Annotated in this window: 21 protein-coding genes, 3 tRNA genes and 1 pseudogene; 11 read left to right on the top strand and 14 right to left on the bottom strand. The window is 68.4% G+C overall.

Features of this window, described 5'->3' with window-relative positions:
- Window positions 1-52: 52 nt before the first annotated feature.
- The 12 genes and pseudogenes from rplA to ACWDTP_RS12745 form a co-directional block, all read right to left on the bottom strand.
- The gene (rplA, locus tag ACWDTP_RS12800) at window positions 53-760 is read right to left on the bottom strand and encodes a 50S ribosomal protein L1 (protein ID WP_450020131.1); all 708 of its coding nucleotides are present in this window, start codon (window positions 758-760) and stop codon (window positions 53-55) included.
- A gap of 76 nt (window positions 761-836) precedes the next feature.
- Window positions 837-1,265 carry a 50S ribosomal protein L11 gene (rplK, locus tag ACWDTP_RS12795; RefSeq protein WP_450020129.1) on the bottom strand — a complete coding sequence of 143 codons (429 nt, stop codon included), beginning with the start codon at window positions 1,263-1,265 and terminating at the stop codon, window positions 837-839.
- A gap of 81 nt (window positions 1,266-1,346) precedes the next feature.
- Window positions 1,347-2,159, bottom strand: coding sequence for a transcription termination/antitermination protein NusG (nusG, locus tag ACWDTP_RS12790; RefSeq protein WP_450020127.1), 813 nt, complete (start codon window positions 2,157-2,159; stop codon window positions 1,347-1,349).
- Window positions 2,160-2,185: 26 nt separating this feature from the next.
- Window positions 2,186-2,638, bottom strand: a complete 453-nt coding sequence (secE, locus tag ACWDTP_RS12785; RefSeq protein ID WP_450020125.1) for a preprotein translocase subunit SecE — start codon at window positions 2,636-2,638, stop codon at window positions 2,186-2,188.
- Between the two features lie 81 nt (window positions 2,639-2,719).
- Window positions 2,720-2,792: transfer RNA gene (locus tag ACWDTP_RS12780), tRNA-Trp, on the bottom strand.
- A 184-nt stretch (window positions 2,793-2,976) separates the two neighbouring features.
- On the bottom strand, window positions 2,977-3,486 hold the full coding sequence (hadC, locus tag ACWDTP_RS12775; RefSeq protein WP_450020123.1) for a (3R)-hydroxyacyl-ACP dehydratase subunit HadC: 510 nt from the start codon (window positions 3,484-3,486) through the stop codon (window positions 2,977-2,979).
- A 2-nt stretch (window positions 3,487-3,488) separates the two neighbouring features.
- Window positions 3,489-3,917, bottom strand: coding sequence for a (3R)-hydroxyacyl-ACP dehydratase subunit HadB (gene hadB, locus ACWDTP_RS12770; protein ID WP_450020121.1), 429 nt, complete (start codon window positions 3,915-3,917; stop codon window positions 3,489-3,491).
- Window positions 3,904-4,380 carry a (3R)-hydroxyacyl-ACP dehydratase subunit HadA gene (gene hadA / locus ACWDTP_RS12765; protein WP_450020119.1) on the bottom strand — a complete coding sequence of 159 codons (477 nt, stop codon included), beginning with the start codon at window positions 4,378-4,380 and terminating at the stop codon, window positions 3,904-3,906. Before hadA ends, hadB begins: the two co-directional genes overlap by 14 nt.
- A gap of 10 nt (window positions 4,381-4,390) precedes the next feature.
- Complete coding sequence (gene rpmG, locus ACWDTP_RS12760; RefSeq protein WP_003881823.1) at window positions 4,391-4,558, bottom strand: 50S ribosomal protein L33; 168 nt, start codon at window positions 4,556-4,558, stop codon at window positions 4,391-4,393.
- A 39-nt stretch (window positions 4,559-4,597) separates the two neighbouring features.
- Window positions 4,598-4,671 (bottom strand) — tRNA-Met (locus ACWDTP_RS12755).
- 43 nt (window positions 4,672-4,714) lie between these two features.
- Window positions 4,715-4,787 (bottom strand) — tRNA-Thr (locus ACWDTP_RS12750).
- 98 nt (window positions 4,788-4,885) lie between these two features.
- Window positions 4,886-5,051, bottom strand: a pseudogene (locus tag ACWDTP_RS12745) (transcriptional regulator); the annotation flags it as partial.
- Window positions 5,052-5,191: 140 nt separating this feature from the next.
- Here ACWDTP_RS12745 and ACWDTP_RS12740 point away from each other — a divergent pair.
- From ACWDTP_RS12740 to recD, 10 genes are all read left to right on the top strand, one after another.
- Complete coding sequence (locus ACWDTP_RS12740; protein ID WP_450020117.1) at window positions 5,192-5,920, top strand: MBL fold metallo-hydrolase; 729 nt, start codon at window positions 5,192-5,194, stop codon at window positions 5,918-5,920.
- 228 nt (window positions 5,921-6,148) lie between these two features.
- Entirely contained in the window at window positions 6,149-7,150 is a 1,002-nt protein-coding gene (locus ACWDTP_RS12735) for a phospholipase effector Tle1 domain-containing protein (protein ID WP_450020115.1), read from the top strand.
- A 67-nt stretch (window positions 7,151-7,217) separates the two neighbouring features.
- Window positions 7,218-8,075 carry a hypothetical protein gene (locus ACWDTP_RS12730; RefSeq protein WP_450020113.1) on the top strand — a complete coding sequence of 286 codons (858 nt, stop codon included), beginning with the start codon at window positions 7,218-7,220 and terminating at the stop codon, window positions 8,073-8,075.
- A 34-nt stretch (window positions 8,076-8,109) separates the two neighbouring features.
- Window positions 8,110-8,820: a crotonase/enoyl-CoA hydratase family protein gene (locus ACWDTP_RS12725; protein ID WP_450020111.1), complete on the top strand. Its 711-nt coding sequence runs from the start codon at window positions 8,110-8,112 to the stop codon at window positions 8,818-8,820.
- Window positions 8,821-8,917: 97 nt separating this feature from the next.
- Window positions 8,918-9,754 (top strand): hypothetical protein, encoded by an 837-nt coding sequence (locus ACWDTP_RS12720; RefSeq protein ID WP_450020109.1) that lies wholly within the window; start codon window positions 8,918-8,920, stop codon window positions 9,752-9,754.
- A 57-nt stretch (window positions 9,755-9,811) separates the two neighbouring features.
- Window positions 9,812-10,267, top strand: coding sequence for a MarR family winged helix-turn-helix transcriptional regulator (locus tag ACWDTP_RS12715; protein WP_450020107.1), 456 nt, complete (start codon window positions 9,812-9,814; stop codon window positions 10,265-10,267).
- Window positions 10,264-11,508, top strand: a complete 1,245-nt coding sequence (locus ACWDTP_RS12710; RefSeq protein ID WP_450020105.1) for an MFS transporter — start codon at window positions 10,264-10,266, stop codon at window positions 11,506-11,508. The genes ACWDTP_RS12715 and ACWDTP_RS12710 overlap by 4 nt, the downstream gene beginning before the upstream one ends.
- 24 nt (window positions 11,509-11,532) lie before the next feature.
- Window positions 11,533-14,751, top strand: a complete 3,219-nt coding sequence (gene recC / locus ACWDTP_RS12705) for an exodeoxyribonuclease V subunit gamma (RefSeq protein ID WP_450020103.1) — start codon at window positions 11,533-11,535, stop codon at window positions 14,749-14,751.
- Window positions 14,748-17,984 carry an exodeoxyribonuclease V subunit beta gene (gene recB / locus ACWDTP_RS12700; RefSeq protein ID WP_450020101.1) on the top strand — a complete coding sequence of 1,079 codons (3,237 nt, stop codon included), beginning with the start codon at window positions 14,748-14,750 and terminating at the stop codon, window positions 17,982-17,984. The genes recC and recB overlap by 4 nt, the downstream gene beginning before the upstream one ends.
- Complete coding sequence (recD, locus tag ACWDTP_RS12695; protein WP_450020099.1) at window positions 17,977-19,644, top strand: exodeoxyribonuclease V subunit alpha; 1,668 nt, start codon at window positions 17,977-17,979, stop codon at window positions 19,642-19,644. The genes recB and recD overlap by 8 nt, the downstream gene beginning before the upstream one ends.
- Here the strand turns inward: recD and ACWDTP_RS12690 are convergent.
- Window positions 19,641-19,790 carry a hypothetical protein gene (locus ACWDTP_RS12690; RefSeq protein ID WP_450020097.1) on the bottom strand — a complete coding sequence of 50 codons (150 nt, stop codon included), beginning with the start codon at window positions 19,788-19,790 and terminating at the stop codon, window positions 19,641-19,643. The genes recD and ACWDTP_RS12690 overlap by 4 nt on opposite strands.
- 247 nt (window positions 19,791-20,037) lie before the next feature.
- Complete coding sequence (locus ACWDTP_RS12685) at window positions 20,038-20,187, bottom strand: hypothetical protein (RefSeq protein ID WP_450020095.1); 150 nt, start codon at window positions 20,185-20,187, stop codon at window positions 20,038-20,040.
- Between the two features lie 172 nt (window positions 20,188-20,359).
- On the opposite strand from ACWDTP_RS12685, the gene zwf reads away from it, so the two are divergent.
- A complete protein-coding gene (gene zwf, locus ACWDTP_RS12680; protein WP_450020093.1) occupies window positions 20,360-21,850 on the top strand; it encodes a glucose-6-phosphate dehydrogenase in 1,491 nt (496 codons plus the stop codon).
- Window positions 21,851-22,253 lie beyond the last annotated feature (403 nt).

The following is a 22,253-nucleotide window of genomic DNA, read 5'->3' as shown; positions in this document are numbered from 1 at the left end:
CCCTTTTCACATGAAAAGGGGCAGTTTTGTGTCTGCTCGCGCAGGAAAAGGATTACGCCTCGGCGAAGTTACGGGTCACCGCCGGGTCGACCGGGATGCCCGGGCCGGTGGTGGTCGAAACGGTCACCTTCTTGAGGTAACGCCCCTTCGACGACGACGGCTTGGCCCGCAGCACCTCATCGAGGGCGGCACCGTAGTTCTCGGCCAGCTTGGACTCGTCGAACGACGCCTTGCCGATCACGAAGTGCAGGTTGGCCTGCTTGTCGACGCGGAAGTTGATCTTGCCGCCCTTGATGTCGGCCACGGCCTTGGTGACATCGGGAGTGACGGTGCCGGTCTTGGGGTTGGGCATCAGACCGCGCGGGCCCAGCACGCGGGCGATGCGACCGACCTTGGCCATCTGGTCCGGGGTGGCGATCGCGGCGTCGAAGTCCAGGAAACCGCCCTGGATCTTCTCGATCAGATCGTCGCTGCCGACCACGTCGGCGCCGGCGGCCACGGCCTGCTCGGCCTTCTCACCGACGGCGAACACCGCGACGCGTGCGGTCTTACCGGTGCCGTGCGGCAGGTTGACGGTGCCGCGGACCATCTGATCGGCCTTGCGGGGATCCACACCGAGGCGGATGGCGACCTCGACCGTGGCGTCCTGATTCTTCGACGACGTCTCCTTGGCCAGCTTCGCGGCCTCCAGCGGCGTGTAGAGCTTGTCCTTGTCGACCTTCTCGGCCGCTTCGCGATATGCCTTGCTGTTCTTGCTCATTGTGCTTCCAATCGTGTTCTTGGAGTCGTGGTGCGGGCCGATGCCAGCCCTTCCACGTGGATCTGCTTCGATCCGGTTATTCGACGGTGATCCCCATCGACCGGGCGGTGCCGGCGATGATCTTGGACGCGGCGTCGACGTCGTTGGCGTTGAGATCTGCCTTCTTGGTCTCGGCGATCTCACGCACCTGGTCCCAGGTCACCTTGGCGACCTTGGTCTTGTGCGGTTCGCCCGACCCCTTCTGCACACCGGCCGCTTTGAGCAGCAGCTTAGCGGCGGGCGGGGTCTTGAGTGCGAACGTGAAGCTGCGGTCCTCGTAGACGGTGATTTCCACGGGGATGACGTTGCCGCGCTGCGACTCGGTCGCGGCGTTGTACGCCTTGCAGAACTCCATGATGTTGACACCGTGCTGGCCGAGCGCAGGACCGACCGGCGGGGCGGGATTGGCCTGCCCGGCCTGGATCTGCAGCTTGATCAGCCCGACGACTTTCTTCTTCGGGGCCATGCTTGTGCTGTTCCTTACTTGCTCATCACTTGCTCATCCGTAGGGCGCTGGGCGCGCCCGTTGTTCTAGCCGCTTGACCGGCTAAATCTTGGCGACCTGGGTAAAGGTCAGTTCGACCGGTGTTTCGCGGCCGAAGATCGACACCAGCACCTTGAGCTTCTGCTGTTCGGCGTTGACCTCGCTGATCGAGGCGGGCAGCGTCGCGAACGGGCCGTCCATGACGGTGACCGACTCGCCGACCTCGAAGTCCACCAGGATCTCCGGCCGCTCCAGCGTGGCCTCGGAGGACACGGCGGTGGACGCGGCGGCAGGTGTCTTGGCGCCGGGCTTCTTGGCCGCACCCTGCGGCAGCAGGAACTTCACCACATCGTCGAGGGTCAGCGGCGAGGGCCGCGACGTGGCACCGACGAACCCGGTGACACCGGGGGTGTTGCGCACCGCGCCCCACGATTCGTCGTTGAGTTCCATGCGGACCAGGATGTAGCCGGGCAGCACCTTGCGGTTGACCTGCTTGCGCTGGCCGTTCTTGATCTCGGTGACCTCTTCGGTGGGCACTTCCACCTGGAAGATGTAGTCGCCGACGTCGAGGTTCTGCACGCGGGTCTCGAGGTTGGTCTTCACCTTGTTCTCGTAACCGGCGTAGGAGTGGATGACGTACCAGTCGCCGGGTTTGAGCCGCAGTTCCTTCTTGAGCGCGACGGCCGGGTCCTCGTCCTCCTCCTCGGCGGGCGCCGCTACGGCGTCCTCGCCGGCCTCAGGAGCCTCGCTGGCGTCCTCGGCGGGAGCCTCGTCGGCCTCAACCTGCTCATCGACGGCGTCGACTGCCTCCGTCTCGGTGGCCTCGACGTCAACGGTCTCGTCGGCGAGTGTCCCATCGCCGTCGAACGTGGTCACGTTGTCAGTCCTCTCTCAATTCCAAATCAGGTGCCGAACACCAATGACACCAGGCGCGCCAGGCCGAAGTCGACCCCGGCGATCAGCGCGACCATGAACGCCAGGAAGACCAGCACCACCGTGGTGTAGCTGACCATCTGCTTGCGGTTGGGCCAGATCACCTTCCGAAGTTCGGCGACCACCTGCTTGAGGTAGTTGACGACGAACATGATCGGGTTCCGTGACGGCCCCGCCGCACCCTTCCTGGCCTTGGCCTTCTTACCCTTGCCGGAGCCGTTCTTGGCGGTATCGGTCGCCTCGGCGTCGGGTTCGGTCTCGTCCCCGTCTTCGACATCGTCGACCGCGCCGCGACGCGACCGCTTGCCGGTCGGGCGCAGCGGGCGGGTCACCACCGAGGTCCGGCCGTGGGTGTCGCCGGTGCTGTCAGCGTCGGTGCCGGTGTCGTCTGCGGAGCCGGCACCTTCGCGCTCGTCGCTCACCGCGTGCTCCGTTTCTTCTAGCGGACTGGTTTGTTCGTGGTCACCTTCCAGTGTCCACACCTTGTCGAATATTCAGTTGAGCAGGGGCGACAGGACTTGAACCTGCAACCTGCGGTTTTGGAGACCGCTGCTCTGCCAGTTGAGCTACGCCCCTTTGACGGTGCCCCGGCTCGCCGCCGCACCCTCCCTGCGTCCGGGGCTTACACAATTCGCGCGCTCGCCGTTCGCTGGAGTAAAGCGGACGGAAGCGCGCTGAAATGGGAAAAACCCCGAGAACCGAGTGTACCCCGCTGTGGGTGCGAGATACCAATCGCACCCGCCGGACCGGCCGGGCCGGTCTATTCGCCTGCCGCCTTGCGAATGACCTGGCCGGATTCCGGGTCCCACTTCACCGAGACGGAGTTGTCGCCCTCGTGGCCCATCAGGGTGGTGAACCCCTCCATCACAACTTCGCCGTCGTCATTGGTGCAGACGTTACGGGTGACGACGATGTCGGCGCCGAACCGCACGTCGACCGACTGGATCTCCATCCGCGCGTGCAGACGGTCGCCGACCGTGACCGGCTTGTGGTAGACGAACCTCTGATCCACCTGGATGATCTGCATGGTTTCCATGCCGAGGTCGACGTCGCGGAAAAAGGCGGCCTGCACCTGCACCGCGAATATCGACGAGAACGTCGGACCGGCGACGAGTCCGTCGTGCCCCAGCGAGGCCGCGGCCTCCTCGTTGAAGCTCGCCGGGTCCTCGGCCTTGACCGACCGCGCGAACTGCCGAATCTGCTCACGACCGACCTCGAAAACCTCGGGGTAGTCGTAGACGATGCCTTGGATGTTCGCCTTGAGCGCCATCCTTACGCCAGCTTCGCGGTTGCGACGGCCCGCCCGAAGATCTTCTTGCCACCCGCGGTCGCGGTGAGGGCGATGGTGACGAGCTTCTCGTCGGGGTCGACCGACTTCACCCGGCCGTTGAAGGTGATCTCGGCGCCCACGCCGTCGTTGGGCACCGGCACCACCGCGGTGAACCGGACGTTGTACTCCTTGACCGCGCCCGGGTCACCGACCCAGCCGGTGACATAGCCGCCGCCGAGGCCCATGGTCAGCATGCCGTGGGCGATCGCGGTGTCCAGGCCGACCTGCTTGGCGATGTCGTCGTCCCAGTGGATCGGGTTGAGGTCACCGGAAACACCGGCGTAGTTGACCAGATCCCCTCGGGTCAGGGGTATGACGCGCTCTGGGAGCGCATCTCCGACACTGACCGAACTGAATTCACGCAACGCCATCAGTAAAACCCTCTTCTCCGTCACCCGCACGGCCCGCCAGGGTCGTGAAGCTCTCCTGCACCACGTCACCGGCGTCGTCGGTGATGATGGTCTTGATCACGATGATGTCGGTGCCGTGCGCCTGCCGGACCGAATGCACGTAGACGTCGGAGTACAGCCGGTCACCCGCGAGGACCGGCCTGACATACTTGAATTCCTGGTCGACCTGCACAATCTGGGCGTCCTGGACACTGATATTGGCGTGGGCGAAGAACGCCGTCTGGGCCTGATAGCCGAAGACGCTGGTGAAGGTCAATGGAGCGAGAAGGGCGTCGTTGCCGAGTTCGGCGGCCGCCGCTTCGTCGTGATGGGACGCGTCGTCGTTCTTGACGGCGATCGCGTACTCACGAATTTTCTCGCGCCCCACCTCGTAATACTCGGGATGGCGGTAGTGCTTCCCGACGATGTTCGACGAAAGAGCCACGACCGTTGAGCTACCGCGACTCTTTGTGCGGCTGGTGGGTGCCGCAGTTCGGGCAGAACTTCTTGATCTCGAGCCGGTCGGGATCGTTGCGGCGGTTCTTCTTGGTGATGTAGTTACGGTGCTTGCACACCTCGCACGCCAAAGTGATCTTCGGCCGTACGTCGGTACTGGACGCCACGTCAGCTGCCCTCTTTCAATCAGTCAAATAGTGATCCTGTAGCGGTGGGGGGGCTCGATCCCCCGACCTCACGATTATGAGTCGTGCGCTCTAACCAGCTGAGCTACACCGCCATCCGGGTGCCACTTCGCCTTCGGTAAAGCTTGGCGACCACCGAGCCCCCTAACGGAATCGAACCGTTGACCTTTTCCTTACCATGGAAACGCTCTGCCGACTGAGCTAAGGGGGCGTGTCCCCGCGACGCGATGCCGCGCGGCCTTAAAGAGGGTACAGCCTCCCCGGCAACCGCACCAAACCGCAGGTCAGCGCGGCTGATGGGGAGGCTGCGAGTTGACGCACCAGCCAGCCGACCGAGGCCACCCGGCCCGCCTCGGTCAACGTCAGGCCGCCGATCCGGCCCCGCCGGGCCTGCACCAGGCCGAGCTCGGACAGTCGCGATGGTGCGGGTGGTGATACGCCGGTCGGCGGACTCGCCCGCGGCCGGCAGCATCATGGCGCGGATGCCGAGGTCGGTGAACCGGGCCAGGTGCATTTCTGATGCGAATTTTCTCCGTGTGTGGTTAAACACCTCGTCACGTGCGGTTTTTAGACCTGCGGGTTTGGTGTCCGGGCGTCGCGCAATACCCTGAGCCGATGTCCGATTCGACGCCTCAGGACCGCATGTATTTCCGCCAGCTGCTCGCCGGTCGCGACTTCGCGGCCGACGATGTGATCGCACAGCAGATGCGCAATTTCGCCTATCTGATCGGCGACCGCGAGACCGGCGACGCCGTGGTGGTCGACCCGGCGTATGCGGCGGGGGATCTGGTCGACGCGCTCGACGCCGACGGGATGCACCTTTCCGGCGTGCTGGTCACCCATCACCATCCCGATCACGTGGGCGGCTCGATGATGGGCTTCACGCTCAAGGGCCTGTCCGAGCTGTTGGAGCACGACAGCGTGCCGGTGCACGTCAATACCCATGAAGCCGACTGGGTTTCGCGGGTCACCGGAATCGCGCCGAGCGAACTGACCCGCCACGAGCACGGCGACAAGGTCGCCGTCGGCGCGATCGACATCGAGCTGCTGCACACCCCCGGCCACACCCCGGGCAGTCAGTGCTTCCTGCTGGACGGCCGGCTGGTGGCCGGCGACACCCTGTTCCTGGAAGGGTGCGGGCGCACCGACTTTCCCGGCGGCGACGTCGACGCCATGTTCCGCAGTCTGCAGGCCCTGGCCGCGCTGCCCGGCGACCCGACCGTCTTCCCCGGCCACTGGTACTCCGCCGAGCCGAGCGCGGCACTGGCCGATGTGACGCGCAGCAACTACGTCTACCGGGCGTCAAACCTGGATCAGTGGCGCATGCTGATGGGCGCCGGATAGCCCGGGCTTTTCCCCGCCGATTGCGGAATGCCCCGTTCAGGGCGGCACGTAGCGGGGCAAATCATCCGAATTATTCGCCCGGATCCACGGATTTCGTTGTCGACCCCCTTGCAATCGCAAAAGGACCTCGAAAAACCGGATACGAGTAGTGCCATACCCAGGACATCTCCACCCGCGACCGGCAAACTGGTAACCGCAAGCCTTCATCAGTCCCGCCGGGGGGTCGTCGTGAAGAACATCGTGGTGTGCTTCGACCACACCGATCAGCATCCGGGCCGCAGCGACGCAACCAACGCCAAGGCGCTCTTCGAATTGTTGGAGGGCCCCGATCAGCCCGCCTCGTACCGCTCGAACGCCGGGGCACCCGGCGGCAGACGACTCCTGCCGGGCCACCACGGTGCGGTGATCGACGAGGCCCGCCGGGCCGTCGAGGCTGCCTATCGGTTCGTCGGCGAATTCTGGCGGCCGGGTGACCGGATCTTCCTGTTCGGCGGCGCGGACGGCGGGCAGCGGGCCTGCGAGCTGGCGACCCTGCTCGGCACCGTCGGACTGTTGCCCGCCGACGCCGACGATCTGCAGCAGTACGCGCTGGCCACCTATCTGCTGCCGCGCACCGCGCGCACCCACCAGGATTGGCGGCGGGTCACCCGCCTGGCCGCCCACCTGCTCGGCGAAAACCACACCCCGGTCCCGGTGCACTTCCTCGGGCTGTGGGACGCCCTGCCGATCGCCGGGACCCGGCCGGTCTCCGGCCCGCTCGACAATGTCGAATCGGGCCGTCACGCGGTCGCCGTGGACGGCGGGCACAAGCGGCTCCACCACGACGGCCAGGTCGCCGAGGTGTGGTTCCGCGGTGCGCACTGCGACGTCGCGGGTGGCGCCGGGGCGTGCTGGCCGCTGGCCGACATCGCCCTCGACTGGATGCTCGACAGTGCCGTCCACGCCGGTCTGCGGGTGCACGAACGTCCCTCCTCGCCAAGCGATGTGGATGCGCTGGCCGGGGCGTCGCCGACCTTCGGGGCGCGCCGGGTGCCGCTGGATGCCGGGGTGCACGCCAGCGTCGAGATCTACCTGCGGTCCCATCCCCAGTACTGGCGCAGGCTGCCCGCCCGCATCGAATGGGCCGACGCCGACTGGCTGGCCCGCGGTGAGCGTCTGATGACCGCACCGGCGAGCCCATGGGCCTCGGTCCCCGCCCCGGCCACGATGTTCGTCGCCGCGGCGTCCTGATCGGACGTCCCGCGTAGTTTGCTGTACGAGCGCTGCCGTGGGGCGGCGTCCGTGGTATAAGCCTCTGGTGGGGTTCTTCGACTCAATCGCTGATCGGGGGCGCGAGTTGGCTGGTTTCGATCCGGGCGCGTGGACCGCGCTGGCCGCGTGGGTGGCCCTTGTCGTCGTCATCGTGGCGCTGGTCTACGCCTGGCGGCAGTATCTGAAGGCCAGGGAGCGCCGCGCCGAGCTGACCCAACCGAACGTGTCGATGTTCATGGAGCCCAGCGGCGCCGACTGGCATCTGGTCGAGTTGGTGGTCCGCAACTACGGGCAGCGCCCGGCCTACGGGTTGCGTTTCGAGTTCGCGAACCCGCCGACCGTCGGCAAGTACGAAAGCTCCTACGACGACAATTACGTCGACATCACCCCGCTCAACCTGCCCGCCGAGATCCCCTACCTGGCGCCGTCGCAGGAGTGGCGGATCATGTGGGACTCGGCGCTGGACCGCAAACAGCTCGGGGAGGCCATCGCGTCGCGCTTCGACGGCGCCATCACCTACTACGACGAGCCGGCGGCCACGGGCGGCAAGGCCGCGGGCCGGAAGTTCCGCAACACCGCCGTGCTGGACTGGGCCACCCTGCCCCCGGTGGACCGGATGGAACTGCTCACCACCCATGACCGGGCCCGCCAGGAGAAGCAGAAGCTGGAACTGCTGCGCGGTGTGCTGGCGTATTACCAGTACGCGGCCAAGGAGACCGACGAGCAGGTGCTGCGCTCGGAGATCAACCGGATCAAGACGCTCGGCTCCGAGGTGCGCGAGCGCTGGAAGAGCCGCTACGAGGCCACCCACGAGGACGACGACGAGGACTTCGATGATGACGATCCGGAGACCGAGCTGATCAACCGGCCGGTGCGGACCGGGCGCAGGCACCGGGCTGACTGACCCCGCAGCAACCCCGCTCCGTAGCATCTGTGCCATGAGCAGCCTGGTGAGCTATGCGCACAGCGAGTCCGTCGCAACGATCACGCTGGACGACGGCAAGGTCAACGCGCTGTCCCCCGCGATGCAGGCCGAGATCAACTCGGCATTGGACCGGGCGGCGCAGGCCGCGAGCACCGGTGAGGTGAAAGCCGTTGTGCTGGCCGGTAACTCGCGCGTATTCAGCGGCGGGTTCGATCTCAGCGTGTTCGCCACCAACGATCTCGAGGCCGTGCTCGCCATGTTGGCGGGCGGCTTCGAGCTCGCGGTGCGCGCCCTGACCTTTCCGGTTCCGGTGGTGATGGCCGCCACCGGGCCCGCGATCGCGATGGGATCGTTCCTGCTGCAATCGGGTGATCACCGGGTCGGATCGCCGAAATCGCGCTGCCAGGCCAACGAGGTCGCGATCGGGATGACCCTGCCGATCGCCGCGATCGAGCTCATGCGTCTGCGGTTGACGCCTGCGACGTTCCAGCGGGCGGTCTCGATGGCGGCGACGTACTCCGGTGACGCCGCGGTCGCGGGCGGTTGGCTCGACGAGATCGTGGAGCCCGACCAGGTGCTCGCCCGCGCGCAGCAGGTGGCGGCCGAGGCCGCGGCGACCCTGAACACCGGCGCCCACGTGGCCAGCAAGCTCAAGGCCCGGGCCGGGGCATTGTCGGCCATCCGGGCCGGGATCGACGGCCTGCCGACCGAGTTCGCGGGGTAATTCCTCGCGTTCGTAACGCTATGGCGATTTCCGGCGCGAATTGCCGCCACAGCGTTACAAACGCGGACTTGTCGGTGCCGATCGGCACACTCCGTCCATGGCGGACCCGTTCATCGGCAGCGAGGCGCTGACCGCGCGCACCGTGACCCGCCACGCGCTGCGGACGCAGTTTGTCGCCGTACACCGCGATGTTTACGTGGCGAACGGCACCCGCCCCACCGCCGTGCTCCGCGCCAAGGCCTGCTGGCTGCGATCGAATCGGCGTGGCGTCCTGGCCGGGTTCTCGGCCTCGGCACTGCACGGCGCCCGTTGGATCGACCGTGGTTTGCCCGCCTACATCATCGACACCAATCGTCGCCCGGCCCGTGGGATCGTCACCTGGGCCGACGCGATCGATGAGGATGAGATCTGCCTCGTCGGCGACATGCGCGTCACGACTGCGGCGCGGACCGCGATCGATCTGGCGTGCAGGTTTCCCGAGGACACCGCCGTCGCAGCGATCGATGCGCTGGCTCGGGCGGCAGGCTTGAAAGTTGCCGATATCGAGTTGGCGGTGCACCGGCACGCCGGGCGCAAAGGAATCAAGCGGGCCCGCGCCACCATCGCGCTGGTCGACCCTGGTGCTGAGTCGCCGCGGGAGACCTGGCTGCGGCTGCTGGTCATTCGGGCCGGCTACCCGCCACCACGAACCCAGTACCCCGTGCGGAACGAGTCCGGGGTGGTGATCGGTGAAGTCGACGGTGCGTGGCCGGACCTGCGGATCGCGATCGAATACGAAGGGATCCACCACACCGACCCCGACCAGTTGGCCAAGGACATCGCCCGGATCGACGCGATGATCGAGATGGACTGGATTGTGATCCGGGTCACTCGCCGCGACAGTGCCGCCGATGTTCTCAAACGGGTTGCCAAGGCCTGGGCTTCGCGTTCGTAACACCGTTTCGCTCACCCCGATCGAAACCAATATATATGTATGTGCTATGCATATTTGATGCCGCGTTACAACCAACTCGATGAGCTCCTGGTGCGCGTCCACACCGTCCGGCAACGCCCGGGCTGGCGACGCCGACTGATCGACGCGGGCGCCGTGTCGACGCTGTCGACCCTGCGGACGCTGCGCGCCGTCGAACAACGCGAGAACGCCGGGCTGGGCGCCTCGATCGGGGACGTCGCCGAGTACATGGTGGTCGAGCACTCCACCGCCAGCCGAACCGTCACCGCCGCGGTCAATGCCGGGCTGCTGACCAAAACCCTTGCCGCCGAAGACCAGAGACGGTGCGTGCTGGTACTCACCGACGAGGGCCGGGCCGCCCTGGCCGATGTCACCGAACGGCGCAGGGAAATGGTCGCCGAGACGGTGGCCGACTGGCCGGACGCCGACGTCGAGAACCTGGTCGACCTGCTGCAGCGGCTGGTGACCGACTTCGAACGCGGGGTCTGTTCGTGACAGCCCAGCTCACCACCCAGCCCCGCAGCGCGCTGCGCCTGATGTTCGACCCGGTTTTCGGTGCGCTGTTCTGGGGCAAGATGTTCTCGGTCGTGGCGGTGTGGACGCACGGCATCGTCGCGGCCATCGTGATCTACGACGCGACCCGCTCGGCGGTGATGGTCGGCCTGGTCGGCGTGGCCCAGTTCCTGCCCCAGCTGATCCTGAGCCCGACCAGCGGCAAGTGGGCCGACGTCGGCAACCCGGGCCGCCAGATCCTGCTCGGCCGGTTCATGTGCATGATCGGATCGGGGGCCATCGCGGTGTGGCTGAGCCTGGCCCCCGGCCTGCAGGGCAACGCCGCGGCCGTCCCGATCCTGGTGGGCTCGACGCTCGTCGGCTTCGGATTCGTGATCGGCGGACCGGCCATGCAGTCGATCGTGCCCAGCCTGATCCGTGACGGCGAACTGGCCACCGCCATGGCGCTCAACAGCATTCCGATGACCATCGGGCGCATCCTCGGCCCGGCCGTCGGCGCCTACCTGGCCGCGAATTTCGGGGCGGCCACCGGTTTCGCGATCAGCGCGGGCCTGCATCTGATCTTCGCGCTGTTCCTGGTCGTGATGACCTTCCCGTCCCGGCCGGATCGGCGCCCGGACAGCGACTACCGGGTCAGGGCGGCGCTGCGCTATGTGTGGCGTGACCGCCCCCTGCTGGTGGCGCTGCTGGCGGTGGGCACCGTCGGCTTCGCCTCCGACCCGTCGATCACCCTGACCCCGCCGATGGCCGAAGAACTCGGCGGGGGCACGCATCTGGTCGGGGCGCTGTCCGCGGCGTTCGGCATCGGTGCCGCGCTCGGGATGGCCGTGCTGGCCTTCCTCGGCGGGCGGGTGGCCGCGGACCGGGTGTCCTCGATCGGGTTGTGGCTGTTGGTCGCCGGGTGCGCGCTGCTGGCCGCGGGCACGGTCACCCCGGTCGCGCTGGCCGGGTTCGCGGTCGCGGGCCTCGGCTTCGGCTGGTCGATGACCGGGCTGAGCACCGTGGTGCAGGAACGCGCTCCCGACGAGCTCCGCGGCCGCATCATGGCGCTGTGGCTGGTCGGGTTCGTCGGGTCGCGCCCGTTCGCGGCGGGCCTGCTGGGCGGCGCCGCCGACGTGTTCAATGTGCGGGTCGCGTTCGTCATCGCGGCCGCGCTGACGTTCGCGGTCGCCATGACGGCCCGGCCGTCGGCACTCACGGCGCCAAACCCCGCACCACGCTGACCGGGTCTCATAGGGTGTCAACCGATGGCACTGCACCTGCACCGGGCCGAGCGCACCGATCTGCTCGCCGACGGCCTCGGCGCGCTGCTGTCGGACCCGCTGCCCGATCCGTTCGCCCGGGAACTGGTGCTGGTCCCGGCCAAAGGGGTGGAACGTTGGCTGAGCCAACGGCTGTCGAACCGGCTCGGGGTGTGCGCGGGGGTCGAGTTCCGCAATCCGCGTTCGCTGATCGCCGAGTTGATCGGCACCGCCGACGCCGACCCGTGGTCCCCCGACGCGCTGGTGTGGCCGCTGCTCGCGGTGATCGACGACAACCTCGACCAGCCCTGGTGTGCGACGCTGGCCGCCCACCTCGGGCACTTCGAGGCCGGTGACGAGCGCGAGCTGCGGCAGGGCCGGCGGTATGCGGTGGCACGACGGCTGGCCGGGCTCTTCGCGTCCTACGCCCGGCAGCGTCCCCGGCTGCTGGTCGACTGGGCCGGGCTGCCCGACGACCTGACCTGGCAGCGGCCGCTGTGGCAGGCGCTCACCGAGCGGGTCGACGCCGATCCGCCGGATATCCGGCACGCCAAAACCCTTGCCCGGCTGAGCGAGTCAGCGACCGATCTGCCGCAACGGCTGTCGCTGTTCGGGCATACCCGGTTGCCGGTCACCGAGGTCGAACTGCTCACCGCGCTGGCCACCCACCACGATCTGCATCTGTGGCTGCCCCATCCCAGCGACGCCCTGTGGCGCTCGTCGTCCCCGCCCAGCGGGTCCATCCCCCGCCGCGAGGACACCAGCCACCGCGAGGTCGCCCACCCGTTGCTGGCCACCCTGGGCCGCGACCTGCGCGAGCTGCATCGGGCCCTCCCGCATCCCGGCACCGACGAATATCTCGGCACGCCGGACTATCCCGACACCCTGCTGGGCTGGCTGCAGTCCGACATCGCGGCCAATGCGGTGCGCCCGGCCGGCCGGACGCACCGGCCTGCGGACCGGTCGGTGCAGGTGCACAGCTGTCACGGCCCGGCCCGCCAGATCGAGGTGCTGCGTGAGGTCCTGCTCGGCCTGCTCGCCGACGATCCGACCCTGCAGCCGCGCGACATCCTGGTGATGTGCCCCGACATCGAGACCTACGCGCCGTTGATCACCGCCGGCTTCGGCCTCGGCGAGACGGCCCCCCGCACCCCGGGAGAAGCCACATCGCAGGGCACCCACCCGGCCCACAAACTGCGGGTCCGGTTGGCGGATCGCGCTCTGGTGCAGACCAATCCGCTGCTCGCGGTGGCGGCTCAGCTGCTGGCCGTCGCCGGCGGCCGGGCCACGGCCAGCGAGGTGCTCAACCTGGCCGAGTCGGCGCCGGTGCGGGCCCGGTTCGGGTTCACCGACGACGATCTGGACGCGGTCACCGCATGGGTGCGTGAGGCGAACATCCGCTGGGGTTTCGACCGCGAGCACCGCCGCCCGTACGGGGTCGACTTCGTGCACAACACCTGGCGTTTCGGGATCGACCGGGTGCTGGCCGGGGTGGCGATGTCCGACGATTCGCACGCCTGGCTGGAGACGACGCTGCCGCTCGACGACGTCAGCAGCAATCGGGTCGAGTTGGCCGGCCGGTTCGCCGATTTCGTGGACACGTTGCGCACCGCGGTGGACGCGTTGAGCGGCACCCGGCCCCTCGACGAATGGCTGACCGCGCTCGCCGGCGCCATCGACGCGCTCGCCAGCACCGACGACGAGTGGCCGCTGGCCCAGGTGCGACGCGAGTTCGCCGAGATGTCCGAGCAGCCCGGCGCGGCGGCAACTATGTTGCGGCTGGCCGATATTCGGGCACTGCTGGACCGGCGTCTGGCCGGGCGCCCGACCCGGGCCAACTTCCGCACCGGAACGCTGACGGTGTGCACGATGGTCCCGATGCGGTCGGTGCCGCACCGGGTGGTGTGCCTGGTCGGTCTCGACGACGGGGTGTTCCCGCGGCTGGGCGCCGTCGACGGTGACGACGCCCTGGCCCGCGACCCGATGACCGGTGAGCGCGATATCCGTTCCGAGGACCGGCAGCTACTGCTCGACGCGGTCAGTTCGGCCACCCAGACGCTCGTCGTCACCTACACCGGCGCCAACGAGTATTCCGGCCAGCCCCGCCCGCCCGCGGTCCCGCTGGCCGAACTGCTCGACACCCTCGCCGTCACCACCGAACACCTGGTGCCCGTCGTCACCGAACATCCGTTGCAGCCGTTCGATATTCGCAACGTCATCCCCGGCGAGCTGGTGCCGGGTGGACCGTTCACGTTCGATCCGACCGCGTTGACCGCGGCGCAGGCCAGCGCCGGGCAGCGGGCCTCGCGGCCGCCGTTCTTCGCCGATCCCCTGCCGGCTCCCCCACCCACCGATGTCGCGCTGGAGGATCTCACCCGGTTCTTCAACGATCCGGTGAAGGGGTTCTTCCGGGCCCTGGACTACACGCTGCCGTGGGATGTCGACGGCGTATCGGATGTGATGCCCGTCGACATCGACGCCCTCGAGGAGTGGACCGTCGGCGACCGGATGCTGGGCGACATCCTGCGCGGGATGACCCCGGCCGGCGCGCAGCAGGCCGAATGGCGGCGCGGCACCCTGCCGCCCGGTCAGCTGGGTTGGCGGCGGGCGGTGGCGCTGCGCGACCAGTGCGCGCTGCTGGCCGGCGAGGCGCTGGGGTTCCGGGGCGGTGACGGGCAGGCCTACGACGTGGACATCGACGTCGGGGCCGGGCGGAGGCTCACCGGCACCGTGTCCCCGGTCTTCGCCGACCGGCTGGTGTCGGTGACCTATTCCAAGCTCGACGGTAAACATCTGCTGCAGTCGTGGATTCCGCTGCTGGCGTTGACCGCCGGGTATCCGGGCCGGGACTGGTCGGCGGTGTGTATCGGGCGGCCCCGGCGCGGGACCACGCCAAGGGTCGGGGGTCTGGGTGGCCCCGCCGATCCGGTCGAGTTGCTGGCCGATCTGGTGGCCATCTACGACGAGGGGCGGCGGCAGCCGCTGCCGCTGCCGGTCAAGACGTCGTTCGCCTGGGCGGCGGCCCGGCACTCCGGCGACGATCCGGAACAGCAGGCCGGTTTCCGCTGGCGCACCAACCAGTTCCCCGGCGAGGATCAGGCGCCCGCGCATGTGCGGGCCTGGGGGCGGGACCGGTGGTTGAGCAGCCTGGTGCGGCTCGGCCTCGGCGAATACGCCGAACGGCTGTGGCTACCCGTGTTGCGGGCCGAGAGGTCGCCCCGGTGAAGACCTTTGATCTGTTGGGGCCGTTGCCGCAACGCGACACCACCACGGTGTTGGAGGCCAGCGCGGGCACCGGCAAGACGTTCGCACTGGCCGGTCTGGTGACCCGGCTGCTGGCCGAGGGGGTGGCCACACTCGACGAGATGCTGCTCATCACGTTCGGCCGGGCCGCCAGCCAGGAGCTTCGGGAACGGGTCCGGGGCCAGATCGTCGCGGCGGTTGCGGCGCTGGACGATCCGGCCCTGGCCGCCAACGACCTGGAGGAGTATCTGGTGTCGGCCGACCGCCCGGCCCGGCGGCAGCGGCTGCGCGACGCCCTCGCCGGTTTCGACGCCGCGACCATCGCCACCACGCATCAGTTCTGTCAGATCGTGCTGCGATCGCTCGGGGTGGCCGGGGACAGTGATTCCGGGGTCACCCTGGTGGAGAGCCTTGACGAGCTGGTGTGCGAGATCGTCGACGATCTGTATCTGGCCCACTTCGGTGCGCTGCGCGAGGATCCCGAACTCGGCTATGCCGAGGCGCTCCGGTTGGCCAAGGTGGTGGTCGACAATCCGGCGACCGAGCTGCGGCCCGCCGACCCTGAGCCGGATTCTCCTGCTGCGGTGCGGCTGGGCTTCGCCCGGGATGTGCTGGCCGAGTTGGAGATCCGCAAACGCCGGCGCGGGGTGCTCGGTTATGACGATCTGCTGACCCGGCTGGCGACGGCGCTCATCGCGGACGATGCCCCGGCCCGGGTGCGGATGGCGGACCGCTGGCCGATCGTGATGGTCGACGAGTTCCAGGACACCGACCCGGTGCAGTGGCAGGTGATCGAACGGGCCTTCTCGGGACGCTCGACGCTGATCCTCATCGGCGATCCCAAGCAGGCCATCTACGCGTTCCGCGGCGGGGATATCGCGACCTATCTGCGGGCGGCGGCGACGGCGGGCGACAAGCAGACCCTCGGCACCAACTGGCGCAGCGACCGGGCGCTGGTGGACCGGCTGCAGGTGGTGCTGCGCGGCGCCCAACTGGGCGGGCCCGACATCGTCGTCCACGATGTGGCGGCCCACCATGAGGGGCACCGGCTGGTCGGGGCGCCCCGCAACGACCCGTTCCGGCTGCGGGTGGTGCCCCGAAAACGGTCCGGCACCAGGGTGATTCCGATCGCCGAGCTGCGTACCCACATCGGCCGGGATCTGGCCGCCGATATCGGGGCGCTGCTGGCGGCCGGCGCGACGTTCGATGGCCGGCCGCTGCAGGCCCGCGACATCGCGGTGATCACCGAGACCCACAAGGACGCCAGGTCGTGCTACGCCGCGCTGCTGGCGGCGGGCATCCCCGCGGTCTACACCGGTGATTCGGATGTGTTCAGCTCCGAGGCCGCCGAGGATTGGCTGTATCTGCTGGAGGCGTTCGACCAGCCGCACCGGCCCGGTCTGGTGCGGGCCGCGGCGGCCACCATGTTCTTCGGGGAGACCGCCGAATCCCTTGCCGCGGGCGGTGAGGAGCTCACCGACCGGGTCGCCGAGACGCTGCGGGTCTGGGCCGGGCAGGCCCGCAACCGCGGCGTGGCGGCGATCTTCGAGGCCGCGCAGCTGGCCGGGATGGGCCGGCGGGTGCTGTCCTGGCAGGGCGGTGAGCGGTTGATGACCGATCTGGCCCATATGACCCAGCTGCTGGGCGACACCGCACACCGGGACGGGTTGGGGCTTGCGGCGCTGCGGGACTGGCTGCGCACCCAGCGTTCGCAGGCCGGCGGCGAGACCGAACGCAACCGGCGTCTGGACAGCGATGCGGCCGCGGTGCAGATCATGACGGTGTGGGTCAGCAAGGGTCTGCAGTTTCCGATCGTCTACCTGCCGTTCGCGTTCAACCGGTATGTGCGCGAACAGGATCTGGTGCTGTTCCACGACGACGGGGTGCGCTGCCTGCACGTCGGCGGGGTCGACCCGGCGGTGGCAAGGGCCGGCCGCGCGGAGGCCGCCGCCGACGACAGCCGGTTGACGTATGTGGCGATGACACGGGCCCAGTCGCAGGTGGTGGCGTGGTGGGCGCCGTCCAACGACGAGCCCAACGGCGGGCTGTCCCGGCTGCTGCGGGGCCGGCGGCCCGGCGAGTCCGCCGTGCCCGACCGTTGCGCACCGGCCAAGGTCGGCGACGCACAGGCGCTGGACCGGCTGCGCGAATGGGAGGCCGCGGGCGGCCCGGTGATCGAGGAGTCCGTCATCGGCGGGTTCGCCCCGGTGCGGCCGCCGGCGCCCCGCACCGATCTGGCGGCCCGGCACTTCCACCGGGCCATCGATACCGCCTGGCGGCGCACCTCCTATTCCGGTCTGCTGCGCGCCGCCGAGGACTCGGGGGTGTCCAGCGAACCGGAGGTCGCCGGACTCGACGACGAGAGCGACGATATCGCGGTGGTCGCGCCCGCCGAGGGTGTCGATCTGCCCTCGCCGATGGCGCAGTTGCCGACCGGGCCGGCGTTCGGCTCGCTCGTGCATGCGGTGCTGGAGACCGCCGATCCGTTCGCGGCGGATCTGGCCGCCGAGCTGGCCGCGCAGGTGCGACGGCATGCGGCGCGCTGGCCGGTTGAGGTCGAGGCGCCGGAGCTGGCCGGGGCGCTGCTGCCGATGCATGACACCCCGCTGGGCCCGCTCGCGGCCGGGATGACGCTGCGCCAGATCGGTCTCGCGGACCGGTTGTGCGAGTTGGACTTCGAGTTCCCGATGGCGGGCGGGGATCTGCGTGACGGTGAGTTCGCCCAGTTATCGGAGGTCGGGGCGCTGTTGCGGGCACACCTGCCCGCCGACGATCCCCTGGCCGGCTATGCCGACCGGTTGTCGGCCGGGCTGCTGGGCAGCCAGCCGTTACGGGGCTATCTGTCCGGCTCGGTGGATGTCGTGCTGCGGATCGGGTCCCGGTTCGTCGTGGTCGACTACAAGACGAACTGGCTCGGCACCGGGGACACCGGGTTGACCGCCGCCGATTACGGCCGCGCACGCATGGTCGAGGCCATGCTGCATTCCGACTACCCGCTGCAGGCGTTGCTGTACAGCGTTGTGCTACACCGGTTCCTGAGTTGGCGGCTGCCCGGCTACGATCCGGCCACCCATCTGGGCGGGGTGATGTACCTGTTCGTGCGGGGTATGTGCGGGCCGGCCACACCGGTGGTCGACGGGCATCCGGCCGGGGTGTTCAGCTGGGAGCCGCCGGCCGCCCTGGTGGTCGCGACCTCGGAGTTGCTCGATGCTTGACGTCTTCGCCGAACTCCTCGAACCCGCCGATCGGCATGTCGCGCAACGGCTGAGCGCGCTGGCCGGCGAAACCGACGCGCGCGTCGAACTGGCGGTGGCGCTGGCGGTGCGGGCGCTGCGCGGCGGATCGGTGTGCGTGGATCTGCGGTCGGTCGCCGCCCAGGTCGACCGGCCGGAGTTGCCGTGGCCCGCGGCCGAGGACTGGCTGACGGTGGTGGCGGCCAGCCCCCTGCTCGGCACCCCGCCGGTGCTGCGGTTGTTCGGTGATCTGCTGTACCTGGACCGGTACTGGCTGGAGGAGCAGCAGGTGTGCGCGGACGTGCTGGCCCTGGTGTCGGCCCGCCCCGGCGGCGCGACACCCGAGGTGTCCCGGCTGTTCGGCGCCGGGTTCGAGGAGCAGCGGGCCGCGGCGAATGTCGCACTGTCGCAAGGCCTGACCGTCCTGACCGGCGGACCGGGCACCGGCAAGACCACCACGGTGGCCCGGCTGCTGGCGCTGCTGGCCGAGCAGGCCGCGCTGGCGGGACGCCCACCGCTGCGGATCGCACTGGCCGCGCCGACAGGTAAGGCCGCGGCCCGGCTGCAGCAGGCGGTGCTGCTCGAGGTGAATCGGCTCGATCCGGTGGACGGTGCCCGGCTGAGCGGGCTGACCGCCACCACACTGCACCGGCTGCTCGGGTCGCGCCCGGACACCTCGTCGCGGTTTCGGCACCATCGGGCGAACCGCTTGCCGCACGATGTGATCGTCGTCGACGAGACCTCGATGGTGTCGCTGACCATGATGGCTCGGCTGCTGGAGGCGGTGCGCCCGCAGACCCGGCTGCTGTTGGTCGGCGATCCCGATCAGCTGGCCTCGGTGGAGGCCGGCGCGGTGCTGGCCGACCTGGTGGATGGGCTGGGTGAGCGTGGCGTCGCGGCGCTCCGGACCTCGCACCGGTTCGGCGAGTCGATCGGTGCGCTGGCGTCGGCGATCCGCGCGGGCGACGCCTCGGCCGCCGTCGATGTGCTCGCGGCGGGCGGCGAGCACATCGAGTGGGTACCCGCCGGGGCGGCCGAACGGCTGCGGGAAGTGCTGGTGCCGCATGCCCTTCGGCTGCGGCAGGCCGCGATTCTCGGTGACTCGGCCGCCGCCCTGGCCACCGTCGACGAGCACCGGCTGCTATGCGCGCACCGGCACGGGCCGTACGGGGTGGCGCATTGGAACCGTCAGGTGCAGCGATGGTTGACCGAGGAGACCGGTGAGCCCCTTGGTTCCAGGTGGGCGTCCTGGTACGCGGGCCGGCCGATCCTGGTGACGGCCAACGACTACGGCCTCAAGCTGTACAACGGGGACACCGGGGTCACGGTCGCGACGCCGGACGGGCTACGCGCCTTCGTGGACGGCGTAGGCGGGAGCGGATCGTTCGCGACCGGACGGCTCACCGAGGTGGAGACCATGCACGCCATGACGATCCACAAGTCGCAGGGCAGCCAGGCCGACGAGGTGACGGTGCTGTTGCCGGAGGTCGAGTCGCGCCTACTGACCCGGGAACTGTTCTACACCGCCGTCACCCGGGCCGAGACGAAGGTACGCGTCGTCGGCACCGAGGCTGAGGTACGCGCGGCCATCGAACGCCGCGCGGTCCGCGCGACCGGCCTGCGCGAGCGGCTCAGGGCTTAAACGGCGCGCCCGGCGAAGAACGCACCGGAAATCAGGCCGATGGCGATGGCCAGCGTGGGCAGGCCCATCACCGCCGCCGTCACCACACCCGCGACCGCACCGATACCGAGAACAAGTAGGAGTCCGGCGATAAATGCACCGAGCATTGGCCCACCCTTTCTATGGCTGCGGTCACAATGTACCTCTGACGTTAGCCGGATCACACGCACTTCGACGGGTTGGTCGTGTTAACAATTTCGCGCCGAAATGTATAGCTCAGCTTGCTAGATAGCCTCCGCAACCCGATCGGGACAGAATTCGCGGGCACAGCACCGCCGGCCAGGGAATCAGCAGCTGATCGCGATGATCGCCGCAGCGATCATCGTCGCTGTTCCCGCGCCCGGTCGTCGACCTTCAGGCGATCCGGCCGGCGAAGTACGCGCCCGAGATCAGGCCGATCGCCAGCGCGAGCGTCGGCAGACCCATGGTTGCGGCGACCACGACACCGGTTATCGCCGCGATCCCGAATAGCACCAGGAGCACCGTGGCAATTACTCCGAGCATCGCCCGCCCCTTTCTGTGACTGTCATCACAATTCTAGATGTGACGTGTGCTGAGTCACAGCAAGAACAGGTCTCGATTTGACCGGGGCAAAAGCCACCGGGGGTCGGTGGGACGCCGGGGAGTTAACCCAACCGATGCCACCAGTGCACGGGCGGATGACAGGATTTGGGACGTGGCTCCCGATAAAGCTCAGTCCATCGCGTATCCAGCCCCCGGTGCCCGCCCGATGCGACACGAAGACGAGGAATTACCCCCGCACGTCATCGTGCTGTTCGGCGCGACCGGCGATCTGGCGAAGCGCAAGCTGCTGCCCGGGCTCGCGTACCTGGAGCAGTCGACGTTCAGCCCCGATATCCGGGTAGTCGCCACCTCGCTCGAGGACTACACCGACGAGCAGTTCCTCAAACACGCCAAAGAGGCCATCGACCAGTTCGCCAGCCGCAAACCCACCGACGAACAGTGGGATGAGTTCGCCGCCAAGGTTCAGTACGTGCCGCAGGGCGCCGGACCCGATGCGCTCGCCAAGGCCGTCGCCGCCGCCGAAACCGAACTCGGCCCCGACACCCGTCGGCTGCACTATCTTTCGGTGCCGCCCAAGGCCGCCCAGTCCGTCATCACCATGCTCAAGGATGCCGACCTGGTAAAGCGGTCCAAGGTCGTGATGGAGAAGCCGTTCGGCACCGACCTGGCCAGTGCGGTCACCCTGAATGCGTTCGTGCACAAGACGTTCAAGGAATCGCAGATCTTCCGCATCGACCACTTCCTCGGCAAGGAGGCGGCGCAGAACATCCTGGCCTTCCGGTTCGCCAACGGACTGTTCGAGCCGATCTGGAATCGCAATTTCATCGACCACATCCAGATCGACATCCCCGAGACGCTCGGCCTGGATCAGCGGGCCAACTTCTACGAAAGCACCGGCGCATTCAAGGACATGGTGGTCACCCATCTGTTCCAGGTGATGGCGTTCGTCGTGATGGAACCGCCGACCGCGCTCGAACCCCGGGCCATCAGCGAGGAGAAGAACAAGGTCTTCCGCTCGATGCTGCCGATCAACACCGCCGACGTGGTGCGCGGGCAGTATCAGGGCTACCGCGACGAGCAGGGTGTGGGCGCGGAATCGGAGACCGAGACGTTCATCGCACTCAAGGTCGGGATCGACAACTGGCGGTGGGCCGGCGTGCCGATCTACCTGCGCACCGGTAAGAAGATGGCCCAGGGGCAACGCATCATCTCGATCGCGTTCAAGGAGGCGCCGCGGTCGATGTTCCCGGCCGGATCCGGCGTCGGGTCGCAGGGGCCCGACCACCTGACCTTCGATCTGGCCGACGAGTCGAAGGTGTCGTTGTCGTTCTACGGCAAGCGGCCAGGACCGGGCATGCGGCTGCAGAAGCTGTCCATGCAGTTCTCCACCGAGGAGACCGCGGCGGTGGCCGATGTGCTCGAGGCCTACGAGCGGTTGATCCTGGACGCGATGCGCGGCGACCACACGCTGTTCACCACGGCCGAGGGCATCGAATCGCTGTGGGAGCGCTCGGCGCCGCTGCTGCTGGACCCGCCGGTGGTGAAGATGTACCCGCAGGGCACCTGGGGGCCGAACGCGATTCACCAGCTGATCGCGCCGAACGCGTGGCGGCTCCCGTTCGAACGGGTCTGGCGGGAGTAGGTCGTCACTCGTCACACCGGTCACTTCGGTACCAGTTTCGGACGCGCCACTCGAGTTGCCCGGCTGTTAGCGACTTTTCAGCGACAATCGCCACTCACGCACCATGAGCCACGTTCGTCACGCATGCAATCAATACTCACGTCGCTCGAACCTCACCGAACTCGCGAGCAACAGATTTCGGGTTGCCCGGCTATGCGCGACAGAGTCGCTGACAATCGGGCGCTGGACTGGTGGGACCCACGGGACTTCAATCATCGTATGAGTCGGAAGTGACTACCCAATCTGGGACCAATGAGATTCCAGAGGCCCACGAGGCGATTGTCGCTAAAAAGTCGCTAACAGCCGGGCACTACGACCACGCGTTCGCCGACGCCCCACGCATGTCAGCCACCGTTCGACAGGA

The organism is Mycobacterium sp. NPDC003449 (genome assembly GCF_053588415.1).
This window is presented reverse-complemented; position numbering and strand designations above follow the sequence as displayed.